This window comes from Streptomyces cavernae (genome assembly GCF_004023625.1).
Taxonomy (GTDB): Bacteria; Actinomycetota; Actinomycetes; order Streptomycetales; family Streptomycetaceae; genus Streptomyces; species Streptomyces cavernae.
Genome location: NZ_RPDJ01000001.1, coordinates 328119 through 340096 on the forward strand (window position 1 = coordinate 328119; position 11978 = coordinate 340096).

Annotated in this window: 11 protein-coding genes and 2 pseudogenes; 9 read left to right on the top strand and 4 right to left on the bottom strand. The window is 69.6% G+C overall.

Annotated features, from left to right (window positions below; all coding sequences use genetic code 11):
* Positions 1-40: 40 nt before the first annotated feature.
* From EF387_RS11385 to EF387_RS11395, 3 genes are all read left to right on the top strand, one after another.
* The gene (locus EF387_RS11385; protein ID WP_128376398.1) at positions 41-658 is read left to right on the top strand and encodes a TetR/AcrR family transcriptional regulator C-terminal domain-containing protein; all 618 of its coding nucleotides are present in this window, start codon (positions 41-43) and stop codon (positions 656-658) included.
* A gap of 246 nt (positions 659-904) precedes the next feature.
* Entirely contained in the window at positions 905-1510 is a 606-nt protein-coding gene (locus EF387_RS11390; RefSeq protein WP_128376399.1) for a GOLPH3/VPS74 family protein, read from the top strand.
* 44 nt (positions 1511-1554) lie between these two features.
* Positions 1555-1827, top strand: coding sequence for a hypothetical protein (locus EF387_RS11395; RefSeq protein ID WP_128376400.1), 273 nt, complete (start codon positions 1555-1557; stop codon positions 1825-1827).
* Between the two features lie 39 nt (positions 1828-1866).
* Here the strand turns inward: EF387_RS11395 and EF387_RS11400 are convergent, their stop codons facing one another.
* Positions 1867-2817 carry a WD40 repeat domain-containing protein gene (locus EF387_RS11400; protein ID WP_162467119.1) on the bottom strand — a complete coding sequence of 317 codons (951 nt, stop codon included), beginning with the start codon at positions 2815-2817 and terminating at the stop codon, positions 1867-1869.
* Positions 2807-4444: a helix-turn-helix domain-containing protein gene (locus tag EF387_RS47075; protein ID WP_162467120.1), complete on the bottom strand. Its 1638-nt coding sequence runs from the start codon at positions 4442-4444 to the stop codon at positions 2807-2809. Before EF387_RS47075 ends, EF387_RS11400 begins: the two co-directional genes overlap by 11 nt.
* 479 nt (positions 4445-4923) lie before the next feature.
* Between EF387_RS47075 and EF387_RS11405 the strand changes: the two genes are divergently transcribed.
* The 3 genes from EF387_RS11405 to EF387_RS11415 all read left to right on the top strand — a co-directional run bounded on the left by EF387_RS11405 (position 4924) and on the right by EF387_RS11415 (position 7545).
* Positions 4924-5127 carry a hypothetical protein gene (locus EF387_RS11405; RefSeq protein WP_128376402.1) on the top strand — a complete coding sequence of 68 codons (204 nt, stop codon included), beginning with the start codon at positions 4924-4926 and terminating at the stop codon, positions 5125-5127.
* Between the two features lie 536 nt (positions 5128-5663).
* Positions 5664-6008, top strand: a complete 345-nt coding sequence (locus EF387_RS11410) for a peptidase inhibitor family I36 protein (protein ID WP_128376403.1) — start codon at positions 5664-5666, stop codon at positions 6006-6008.
* A gap of 337 nt (positions 6009-6345) precedes the next feature.
* Positions 6346-7545, top strand: a complete 1200-nt coding sequence (locus EF387_RS11415) for an acyl-CoA dehydrogenase family protein (protein WP_128376404.1) — start codon at positions 6346-6348, stop codon at positions 7543-7545.
* A gap of 206 nt (positions 7546-7751) precedes the next feature.
* Here EF387_RS11415 and EF387_RS11420 read toward each other — a convergent pair whose 3' ends face one another.
* Positions 7752-8543, bottom strand: coding sequence for a class I SAM-dependent methyltransferase (locus EF387_RS11420; protein WP_162467121.1), 792 nt, complete (start codon positions 8541-8543; stop codon positions 7752-7754).
* 279 nt (positions 8544-8822) lie between these two features.
* On the opposite strand from EF387_RS11420, the gene EF387_RS11425 reads away from it, so the two are divergent.
* The 3 genes and pseudogenes from EF387_RS11425 to EF387_RS11435 all read left to right on the top strand — a co-directional run.
* Positions 8823-9755 (top strand): AraC family transcriptional regulator, encoded by a 933-nt coding sequence (locus EF387_RS11425; protein ID WP_128376406.1) that lies wholly within the window; start codon positions 8823-8825, stop codon positions 9753-9755.
* A gap of 223 nt (positions 9756-9978) precedes the next feature.
* Positions 9979-10155 (top strand): annotated as a pseudogene (locus EF387_RS11430) (IS110 family transposase); the annotation flags it as partial.
* Positions 10156-10172: 17 nt separating this feature from the next.
* Positions 10173-10475, top strand: a pseudogene (locus EF387_RS11435) (transposase); the annotation flags it as partial.
* Here the strand turns inward: EF387_RS11435 and EF387_RS11440 are convergent.
* Positions 10472-11950, bottom strand: a complete 1479-nt coding sequence (locus tag EF387_RS11440) for an ABC transporter substrate-binding protein (RefSeq protein WP_238431453.1) — start codon at positions 11948-11950, stop codon at positions 10472-10474. The pseudogene EF387_RS11435 and the gene EF387_RS11440 overlap by 4 nt on opposite strands.
* Positions 11951-11978: the final 28 nt, after the last annotated feature.

The following is an 11978-nucleotide window of genomic DNA, read 5'->3' on the forward strand; positions in this document are numbered from 1 at the left end:
TGGTCAATGACCAATAGCTGGGCTCGACTAAACTAGGTCAGTGACCAAAAAGCAAACCGCGCCCACGGCGGCTCGCACCCGGCTGACCCCTGCGGCGGTCGTGGACGCCGCGATGCGCCTGCTGGACGAGAAGGGGCTGGAGGCCGTCACCACGCGCGCCGTCGCGGACCGGCTCGGCGTGCGCATGAACACCGTCCTCTGGCACATCAAGAGCAAGAACCGGCTGCTGGAGCTGATGGCCGACGCCGTCGTAGGCACCATCGGTTACGACGGCCTGCCCGCGCTCCCGCGGGACAGGGCGCGGGAACTGATGCGCCGTTACCGCAAGGCCCTGCTCGCGCATCGGGACGGCGCCGCCCTCGTGACGGGAACGTTCGCCGCCGAGCCGCACACCCTGCGCTTCGCCGACACACTCCTCGAGACCCTCACCGAGGGCGAGAGCACGGCCGCCAACGCGGCGTGGACCCTCTACGCCCTCGCCTACTTCACCCTGGGCCTCACCCAGGAGGAACAGGCCGCGCCCGAGGCTGACCTCACCCGCTTCCGCGCGGCGGTCGCCACCGGCCCCTATCCGGCCCTCCGCGCCGCAGTGGACGCCCTCGCCGAGGGCTCCTTCGACGAGCGCTTCGAGGACGGTGTCGACCGCATCCTCAGCTAGTGCCGCAACAGGCAACGTTCGCCCCGTCGCGACGCCCGGCACGCTCCCCAAGCTCTTCGAGCAGGGGGTACCCCCAGAGGACGCCCCGGACGCCGCTCCTTGACGGGCACATGTTGCCTGCCGCGGCACTAGTGCCCCGACAGGAGCACTGGTTGCCGCCGGGCTGCGCATAGGCTTCCCCCACCATCTGGTGTCCGTCCGTGGTGCCCGACGCATCACCAACCGTGCCATTGAAGGGGAACCCTCATGACCACCCCCCGGGACCTGCTGCTCCTCACCATGGACGTTCCGTCGAGCCGTCCCGTGGAGCAGGGCGACCTGTCGCTGGCCCTCGCGGGAGCCGAACTGGTCGACCTCATCGGCGTCCAGGCCCTCACCCTCGACGGCGACCGCATCGTGCCCGGCCCCGAGCCGCAGCTCGATGACCGTCTGTTGCGGGAGGCCGCGTCGTCGCTGGTCAGGCAGGAGCCGTACGAGTCCGTCGAGGACTGGCTGTGGCGCCGAGGCCGCGATCTCGCCTCGGCCTATCGCACCCTCCTGGAAGCGGACGGACAGATCGCCCGAGAGCACCACCGCTGGCTTCCCCTCCGGACCGACCGGACGACGGTCGTCGAATCACCCGCCCGCCGCCAGGCGGCCGACCGCTGGACGTCGGGCGAGCCGGTCCTCGCCGGTCTCGCGGCCGCCGTCGGGATCGAAGCGGAGCCCGCCGCGGAACCCGCGCAGCTCACCGACGACGCGGTGGCGACCGTGCTCGCCGGCGTCAACGACGCAGTGACGGAACTGGAGTCCGTACGGCAGCGGCGACGCATCGAACAGGCCGCCTTCGACAACATCTGGCGAGGTCAGTGAGGGGCTGCCCCCGGTTGTCAGTGCCGGGTGCGACCCTGCCCGACATGGATGAGCAGAAGTTCATGCGCGGCCGGGTGTACGGCGCGGACCACGAGGACCCCGACCCGGGCCCCCGGCCCGGGCACGACTACAGGGAGCTGGTCGGCGGTCCACTGGACGGCCTGCTCCTGGATGTCACGGGCCGGCCCGACCACCAGAGACGGGAGAGCGTCGTCCTGCCCACGGAGATGGGCCGCTACGGACACGGCGGCCGTGCCGTGTACGCGCCCAGGCCCGGCGACGACCGCCGCTTCGACTGGCAGGGTGACTCGCCCTGACTGCCAAGGCGGCTCGGGCGCCCGACCGCAGCCTCGCGGTCAGCCGGAGTTCCCGCACACCGGACCGGTCATCCCGTCGGGCAGGTACAGGGATCGTTCCTGTTCGGTGATGTCGTTGTGGAGGGCACGGCAGATGTTGCGGATCGCGCCGGATGCGCCGGGCAGGGTCGCTCTCCACAGCCGTACGCTGCCGTCGCTGCCGGCGCTGGCCAAGGTGCGGCCGTCCGGACTGAATGCCACGGACTGGATGTCGTCGGTGTGGCCGGTGAAGGTGGTTCGGGCATTGCCGGTGGCGACGTCCCGCAGGGTTACCGTGCCGTCCCTGGCGCCGGTGGCGAGCGTCCTGCCGTCAGGGCTGAAGGCCACCGCGGTCCCCGCCCTGGCGAAGGTGTCCTCGATCCGGGCCTTCGCCGCGTCCCACAGCCGTACGGTGCCGTCGGTGCCGGCGGTGGCGAGCGTGGTGCCGTCGGGGCTGAACGCGGCCGACAACACGGTGTTGTTCGACGGGGCGAGTTCCCTTGGCTGCGGCGTGGTGCCGTCCTCGGGCATCTCCAGGGTGACTGCGGCTCGGCGGTCGGTCAGGTCCCACAGCCGTACCCTGCCGAAATCGCCGCCGACGGCGAGCATCGTGCCCGTAGGGCTGAAGACCAGCCACGACCTCGACCCCTCCGTGCGGTTGTCCGGGAAGACGTTCTTCTTCCGCCGGGTGGTGGCGTCCCAGAGGATCACGGTGCCGTCGTGTCGGGCGGTGGCGAACATACTGCCGTCCGGACTGAAGGCCATCGCCGTCCCCGCCTTGGTGATCGTATGCCTCAGTTGTCCGGTGGCGGTGTCCCACAGGCGTACGGTCTCCCCGAAGTCGCTGGTCGCCAGCACCGCACCGTCAGGACTGAACGCCGTCGACGCGGCGCCCGCCCTGTGGTGCCGGAGCGTGGACTCAAGGGCGCCGGTCGCCACGTTCCACAGCCGTACCCCGGGATCACCCTGCACGCGCAGGCCGTTGGCCGTAGGCGAGACCGGTGGCGACGAGGGCAACCACGACCAACGCCGACAGGGCGCCCACCAGCGCCCGCAGACGGCGTGCCGTACGGGCTGCTGCCGCGCGTTCCCGGTCGCGGGCGTCGACGCCGGCGGCGAGGAAGGAGCGTTCCAGCGCGGTGAGGTGGACCTGCGGCTGCGGGGTGGAGAAGGTCTCCTCGGCGGTCGCCAGTCGGGTACCGCGGTAGAGGGCCCCGGGGTCGCGGTCGAGTTCTTCCCAGGTGGCGGCGGCTTCGGTGAGCCTGCGGTGGTGGTGCAGCAGGTCACGGTCCTCGTCGATCCAGGTGTGCAGCCGGGGCCAGGACGTGATGAGGGCTTCGTGCGCGAGGTCGACGGTGTCGTCGTGCAGAGTCACCAGGCGGGCCCGGGCGAGCTGGTCCAGGACAAGCGCGGTGTCGGCGCTCTCCCCGCCCTCGTCGGCGAGTTCGGTGCGGTGGGCGGGGCGGCGGGTGTCCTGGGCGCCTTCGCCGGGGGTGATCAGCCGCAGCAGCAGGCGGCGGGCGAGGGCGGCCTGGTCGGGGGAGAGACGGGTGTAGACCTCCTCCGCGGTGCCCGCGATGGCACCGTGGACACCACCGACGGCCTCATAGCCGTCCAGGGTGAGGGTCTTGCCGCGGCGACGGCGCCAGGTCTCCAGCAGGGCGTGGGACATCATCGGCAGGGCGCCGGGCTGGCGGTCGACATCGGCGATGATCCGCGCGGTCAGCGCACGCTCGAGCACGAGGCCGTCCGCCGCCGCCGGTTTGACGATCGCCTCCCGCAGTTCGTCGGTGCTCATCGGTCCGACCAGCAAGTTGGCCACCCGCAGCGCGTCGGCCAGGGCGCGGTGGTCGGCGCAACGGCCGTAGAAGTCCGCCCGCACCGCGATCACCACCCGCAGCCGGCTGTCCGGTCGTACCGCGGAGAGAAGGAGGTCGATGAACCGGTCGCGTTCTTCGGCGTCCTGGCAGAGGGTGAACGCCTCCTCGAACTGGTCCACCACCACCCAGGTGTCCGCATCCCCGTCCACCGGGACGAAGGCGCCGGCGTGGGTGGTGGCCGGCAGCCCGCCCGGGGTGAGGATCCGGATCGCCGCCGGACGCTCCCGCGGCGGGCTGTCGAATCGCAGGGCCGGGATCAGCCCGGCCCGCAGCAGTGACGACTTGCCGCTGCCGGAGGTACCCACGACGCCGACGAACCGGTGCCTGCCGGCCAGCTCGACCAGTTCGGCGACCAACCTGTCCCGGCCGAAGAACCGCTCCCGGTCCCCGGGCTCGAAGCGGGCCAGACCCCGGTACGGCGCCACGGACCCGTCTTCGACGGGCGGCAGCGTGGCCTCCTCCTGGGCGGCCTGCCGCCACAGCCCCTCCCACTCCTCCGCGTTCCCGTCGCACGCGGCAACGTAGGCCAGCACCACGGGCAGGGAGGGCAGCCGCTCACCGGCCGCGGCTTCGGACAGGGTGGCGGGCGCGTATCCGGCCCGCTCGGACATGGCGCGGTAGGTGGGCCTGCCGGCCTGCCGGCGCAGCATGCGCAGCTCATGGGCGAAACGCTGGACAGGTCCCGCCTCGGGATCCAGCGGACTCTCAGGGCGTCCCACTTCAGTCGCTCTCCTTCTCCCGCGCCGTGCGCCGGTCCCGGCCGGTCCGTCTTGGACGCCGCCCGGCCCGGGCTCGTTCGTGATGGGGATCAACCGTGCAGCACCTGGGCTCCCCGCGCCAGGTGCCGCACGGATGATCCCCGTGCCCTCCCCCGTGCCGGTCGTCGCACGTTCCCTCCCCCCCCGTGAGGAACGTGCGGCAACCGTCGGACGGCGGCGGCTGGTTCACCGCCGAATCCGAGCCGACTGGTCCGTGACCGGTTCCGGCACACTCGAGTTCAGCGGCCGGGGAGTTGATTGGCAGCCCGTTCCCGCCGACAAATCAACCACGAACGCGCAGGTGGCAGGGGTGCCGGTACCGCTGCCCCGGATGGCGTCCGGATCATCTCCGGGGTGGCAGCCATGCGGGCGGACGGCCGGTCGTCCCGTTCGCCCGCCGGCAGCCGGGGGGGAGCCCTTCGGGCGGTAGGATCCGCGGAATGTCCAGCGAACGTCATTACGGCGGCACCACCTCCGCCTTCATCACCGCTCTCGTCGCCCTCCAGCGTGCCCAGGGCGTGCCGTTGGAAGAGGCCTTCGCCAAGGCCGAGTCGCTCCATCAGGAGAGGGTGCGGCACAGCGGCAGTGACACGTTCAGCAGCAGTGAACTGCTCGCGTTTCTCCGCCAGTTCGAGGGGTCCTGAGTCTTTCGGACACGGACTCCGTAGCTCGCGGACTGCGCCGACTGCGCCGACCGCACCGACCGCGCCGGAGGCCGGACCACGCGCAGGTCGTCGGCGAACCGGCGCATCACCCTGCGACCTGGCGCAGGGTGGCCGCGAAGGTGCGGACGCGCGCCGGGGCGGCGGTGGCGGGCCAGACCAGGACGTACTCGGTGGGAGGCGCGTCAAGTCGGCCGACCTGGCCGCGGCCGCGGACCGTACGGATGCCTGTGGATGTTGCGCGAAACGGATCCCTGTATTGAGACCGAGAGCGAGGAGTTGAGGGCGAGCCTCTCCATGGAGCCGAGCTCGATGATCTCCTCCATCAGTTCGCCGGACAGGTCATTCCGGTGCGCCGCCACCGCGTCACACGTCACCGGATGACGGGATCAGCCTCACTCGGCAGAGGGAATCCGCTGCCGGACTCATACGGCACAGCCATATCTCCCGTCTCCAGATCGAAAGCTCTCGCCGGAGCCTCGAAGGCGAGGGAGCTCACTACTGAGACTGGGGAGATCATGAACCGCAAACTGAGCGCACTGCTGCTCGCCGGCGCCACCGTGGCGGCAACGTTCGTCGCCGCGACTCCGTCCCACGCCGCTCCGGGATGTGACGCGAACACGGTCTGCCTGTGGCAGGGCAAGAACGGCGGGGGCGACCTGCTGAAGTGGAGCGGCGGATACCGGGACCTCCCGCCGGGATGGCACGACCACGTGTACTCGTTCCGAGCGTCCCGCGACGCGGCCTTCATCAACTACAACAACGGCACCAAGGAATGCCGCACCGTCCGCGCCGGGGACTACGCGGACAACTACGACAGGGGCTTCGGACGCGTCATCGACGCCATCGCCGACAGCTGCTGATCGCCGCCCTCCATCCAGACCGCTGCTGATGGCAGCGCTGCGTCCAGACGGCTGCTGATGGCAGCCGTCCTCCCCAACAGCCCGTCGCCATCAGGGGAATGGCGGCGGGCTGTTGGGCGTCCGCGACATCGACATGGCGTCGTACGCCTTTCGTCCACGATGACTCGACGGACGCCACCTTCGTCATACGGCTGCCGGATGGCACGTGTCCGCGATTGACTGGTGGTGCGCACACCCATTCCCCTGACTTAACGTCAACTTCCAAGAGGGGAACGGCAAACAAGCCACCACGAGCAGCACGGCAAGCGAAGCCGATCACGCAAGGGAGCGTTGACGAATGACCGACCAGCTGACCACCGCCGCCACCGACGGCCTGCACGTCAGCGAAGAGTTTGGCCCCCTGCTCGCCCGACTGGACGCCATCGGACCGCTGATTCGCCAGGAGGCGGAGTCGGCAGAGGCGGCCGGCCGGCTCACCCCGGCCGTCGTCCAGGCCCTGGAAGACAGCGGCGTCTTCCGGATCGGCATTCCCCGGTCGCTCGGCGGCTACGAACTGACACCCAGCCAGGCCATCCAGAGCGTCGAGAAGATCAGTCACGAGGACGCGTCCACCGGCTGGATCGTGCACTCGGTCTACGTTTGCTCCGGCACCACGGCCGCGTACGTCGGCAAGGAGGCCGCCCAGAAACTGTACGGTGACGGCCGCGTCACCCTGGTCGCGGGCCAGGGCACCCGCCCGGGCACCGCCGTCCGGGTGGACGGCGGCTACCGGCTGACCGGATCGTGGTCCTTCGCCTCCGGGATGCACCATGCCGACTATCTCCACAGCGCGGCGGTGGTCGAGCAGACGGGCAGGCCGGTCCTCCTCATCCACCCCAAGGAACAGGCCACCCTGCTCGACAACTGGGACGTCATGGGCCTGCGCGCCACCGGCAGCATCGACTACCGCGTCGACGACGCCTTCGTGCCGGACGAGTACGCGTACGACATCACGACCACCGAACCCGTCAACGGCGGGGCGCTGTACCGGGTCGGCGTCTGGAACATCGCCAGCATCGCCCTCACCGGCTGGGCCCTCGGAGTCGGCCGCCGCGCCCTGGACGAGCTGGGCGGCGTCGCCCGCCGCAAGTCCGGCGCCCCGGCCGCGACCGTCGACACCGCCGAGTTCCACGCCGACTACGCCCGCGCCGAGATCGCCCTGCGCTCCGCCCGTGCCTGGGCCCTGGAGGTCTGGGCCGGCATCGAGGCCACAATCGACTCGGGCGCCCCGCTCAGCACCGAAGAAGAGACCCTCGCCCGGCTGGCCCTGAACAACGCCACCCGGACCGGGCAGAGCGTGTGCGCGACCGCGTACAAGTGGGCCGGTACCGCGGCCCTGCGCGACGGCGACCTCCAGAGGTTCTTCCGAGACATGCACGCCGGCGCCCAGCACGTCACCTCGGGCCCCGTCGTCCTGCAGAATGCCGGCCGCCACCTCGCCGGTCTGGCCCCCGCCGACGCGCGCTGGGTCTTCGGCGACCTGTCCGCACCCAACTGAACCGAGGTGAGGGACCGCCGTCACCCGTCACCCCGGTGACGGGCGTCGAGGTGACCGAGGAACTGCGTCGGAGGCTGAGTACCTGACGGGGGAGGTCCCGGAGGAGCCCGCTTCTAGACGAGTCATTCCGATGTGATTAGTGGTCATAAGCGATCAAGGACCGGATGACGGGCTGGCCGGTCTTGTGGTTGTGCCAGATGACTCGTCTAGCGCTGGCCCCAGTACAGGCGGCAGGTCTGCGGGATGCGGTACGACCCGTCCGCGGCACGGTGCGGGGACAGGCGCTCGAAGATCTGTTCCTGCACCTTCTTGGTCTCGTCGTCGTCCAGCGTGGCGACGGCGGCGCCGAACGGGGGAGCGGCCAGCGTCTCCAGAACGGCGTCGAAGTCGGGCAGCGTGTACGACCACGCGAACAGCTCGGTGTCGATCGAAGCCATCCCCGCGTCCCGGAGCCACTGCTCCCTACGGGCGTCCGACGAGACCACGTCGAAGATTCCGAGATCCGGAATCTCGTCGGCCACCGAGGACTCCTTGAGGACCGTGAAGAACACATGGATCGCCGTGTTCAGTTCCGACCGGTCCCAGACCGCCATGGCGTAGTGCCCGCCGGGCCGCAGGACGCGGGCCGCCTCCGCCGCGGTGTCGTGGACGCTGAGGAAACCGAAGCGCGAGACCAGGACGTCCACCTCGCCGGTGCCGACGGCGAGGTCCTCCATCTGCATGACCTTGAACTCCGTACCGGTCAGGCCATCGCGCTGCGCCTTCGCACGGGCCATCTCGATCATCGGCTCAGAGGCGTCGACACCCAGGAGACGGGTGTCGGGGAACGCGGACTTGATGGTGAAGCCCGGTTCACCGGTGCCACATCCGAGATCGAGCACCAGAGCGCCCGGGGGCAGCGTCGGAAGGCATCGTGCAATCGCGTCCGACACCGGCTGCGGCATGCTGTTGAGGCGGTCCCACTCGCGGGCCGCTCGGTCGTAGTCAGGCTGGGACATGGCATTCCTCGGGAGTCGCGGTCCAGGGGACCGGGTGTGACGGTCGGCGTGGCACCGGCCGGGGCCGGCACTTGTCGCGATCGACGACGGCCGGCCAGTTCCGCACCGCGTCCGCGCCTGCTCCGCTGTTCGGCAGGGGCGCAGGGGATACGCGGGCCCGTAATCGATCACGACATCGACCCAATCACCGGCCGTGCGCGCGGGACTATACGAGAGCTCCACCAATCCATACGAGAGCGTGCGCCGGAGCCCGCGAGCAATCCTCGTTAGCATGCGCCCATGGACTTGGTGAGCGAAGTGATCCGCACTGTCCGGGTCGGCACCGCCGGCGCTCGCCTGATCAGGCAGCCGAGCTCCCGGGGAATCCGATTCCCCGACTTCGACGGCAGTGGGTTCCATGTCGTCGTGCGAGGCACGTGCTGGCTGATCACCGAGGACGAGGAGCCGGTCGCCCTGGGGCCGGGCGACGTCGTGCTCACCTCGTCCGGCGCCGCGCACGGCTTCAGTCACGTCCCGTGCGCGCTGAAAGACCTGCCACCCGTGGTGATGGGCCCGGCACCATCGGCACCGGGGCCTTTCGACTTCGAGTTCCTCTGCGGCGCCTATCTGCTCGAACACGGCCGCGCGCCGCAGTACCTCCGGGTGTTGCCCGACCTCATCACGGTGTCGCCGGACTACGACCGCTACCCCCACATGCGGGCGCTGGTCGACCTCCTCTGCGCGGATGTGTCCGGGACGCAGATGGGTACCGGGGCGACACTGCCCGCGCTGCTGGACCTGATCCTGGTCAACGTGCTGCGGCAGTGGCGCGAACAGCACGGTGCGGCCGGGTGGCCGACGACCGACGACCCGGCGATCGCCGCAGCCCTGCGCGAGATCCACGAGAACCCACGGCAGCAGTGGACGACGGAGCGGCTGAGTCGAGCCGTGGGGATGACCCGCGCGGCGTTCACCAGGCGCTTCACCACCGTGGTGGGTCAGCCGCCGATGAGTTACCTGATCAGCTGGCGGCTGGGGCTCGGTGCCCGGCTGCTCCGCGAGACCGACGCCACGTTGGCGACCATCGCCCGCGAGATCGGCTACTCGACCGAGTTCGCCTTCTCGGCCGCGTTCCGCCGTGAGTACGGCATCTCGCCGAGCCGCTTCCGCCGCGCACCTACAGCCGCTTGCGCCTCGGATGACGCCTTGGCTGAACGTGCGCGTGCTCGGTGACCTGGTGCGAGGGCGAGTGATGAGCGCGGGTCCGCCCCTTTTACCCGTTCCGTTCGACCGGCTGCGGCTACCCCCGGTGATCACGATGGTCCTGCCGTCGTACCTCGGGCCTTCCCCCAAGAAGGTGGGCACGCGGTTACTGACTCCGGCTCATTAGGGTGAAGCTGAGGGAAGTCCCTGCTTCGCCTGGTGCGGTGGCTGTATCCGTGGTGTGTGAGGTATAGCGAATGCTGCCCTCTACCGCATCGTGACGACCCGCATACGCTGGGACGAACGCACGCAGAAGTACCTGCAGGGACGCACCGCTGAGGGCATGTCCAAGCGCGAGATCATCAGGTGTCTCAGGCGGTACGTCGCCCGCGAGCTCTACGGCCACATCCAACCTTCTTCTGCGGCTTGACGAAACATAGGGGCTTCTACGGCACCCACAAGACGCCCGCGATCAGGACATGGCTGGCCAAGCACCCACGGTTTCATATGCACTTCACCCCGACCGGCTCCTCCTGGATCAACCAGGTCGAGCCGTGGTTCGGCTTCCTGGCCGACCAGATGATCCGTCGTGGCGCACACAAGAACGTTCAGGCCCTTGAAGCCGACATCCGCCGCTGGGTCAAGGACTGGAACGCAGACCCCAAGCCGTTCATCTGGACCAAGACCGCTGAAGAGATCCTCGAATCCCTCGCCCACTTCTGCCGACGGATTTCAGGCGCAGGACACTAGCGACCTTCCGGCGGTTTGCCGCCGGCCGCCGATGCCTCCACGAACTCCGACCTGCCCCGCTCGTCCAGGCGCAGGATCGGCACCGCCTTGTTGACGGGGTTGCCGTTCTCCCGGAAGGAGATGAAGCCGCTCGCACCCGCCACCCGCAGGCTGCCTTCCATCTGGTGGAACATCCGGCCCACCGCGTCGCCGGTCACCTCTCCCTGCCAGCGGGCCGCCATCTGGACGCCCTGGGCCGCGGTGATGACCGCGTCGTGCGCCATGATGGCCTGGCCGTCGTGGCGCGGGTCGTTGGGGAACCACCGGTCCAGTTCGCCGCCGTTCTGGAAGTACTGCGCCGAGAGGTCGGAGACGGCGTCGGGCTCCTTCTGCCACATGTCCGGATGGGCCAGGCCCGTGTAGTAGACCTGCACCTTCGTCTTCGCGGCGCGCGCCAGCTCCTGGGCCGTGAGGTTGGTGGTGTCGTCTCCGGCGATCACGGTGAAGGTGCGCTCCTGGCAGGAGCGGTTGGCGATGGCGTACAGGAAGTGGGTGAGGTGCCGCCCGCGGCCCGCGAAGTAGACGACCTGCGGTTTCTGTTCGCAGAGCTGACTCCGCATGTAGAGCAGCTCGTTCTTCCAGGCGCTGCTGATCGAGGAGTCGAACGTCATGGTCTCGGCCACCAGCCGGTGCCCTTTGTCCGGGAAGACCTTGCTGAAGGCGGTGCCGAGCGTCCGGGCGTAGAGGTTGCCCTTGGCGGTGTCCTGGACCACCACGGCCGAGGTGATCTTCTTCCGCTTCAGATAGGCGGAGGCGGCGTACGCCTCGTCCTCGTTGGTCGGCGCGACCCGTACGAACCCGGCTATGTCCTTTATGTTGGTGGCCGTCATCGTGCTGGCGACCATCGCGATGCCGTGCTGGGAGAGGCGGCGGATCGCGGCCAGGTTGTCGTCGGTGCTCGGACCCAGTCCGGTGACAGCCACCAGCCGGTCCTGGGAAGTCTTCCGCTTGATCAACTCGTCCACGGTGTACCGCCATTGCCCGGAGCTGCTTCCCGTGTTGGCGATGAGCAACCGGATCTTCGGGGAGGCCGACAGGTCTCCGTTGTTGTGGCGGTACTGAGCCAGATAGGCCCCCTCCAGCTCGTGCCGGACCGATTCCTCGGAGTTGCTGTCGTCGTCGGTGAGGGTGAAGGAGGTCATGTAGGCGACGCTGACGTAGGGTTCGTCCCCGTCGGCCACGCGGTCGTTCTCTTTCTTGATCTTCTTTCGGACCGAGTCGAGGTGCTTCGCGAAGGCGTATCCGCCGTCGGTGACCCCCACGCACTCGTCGGCCTCGCCCCGTTCGACCACGCCGTCGGCGCAGTGTGCCCGCCACTGGCCGATCCAGCCGGCTCCGTACGGCACCGCCACCGCGAGCGCGGCGACGACGATCAGGCCTACGACGACCCGGCGCACGATGTGCAGGGGCCATTCGATTCTCGGAATGCGGCTCATGACCGGCTCGTTCCTCTCATCCCGCCCT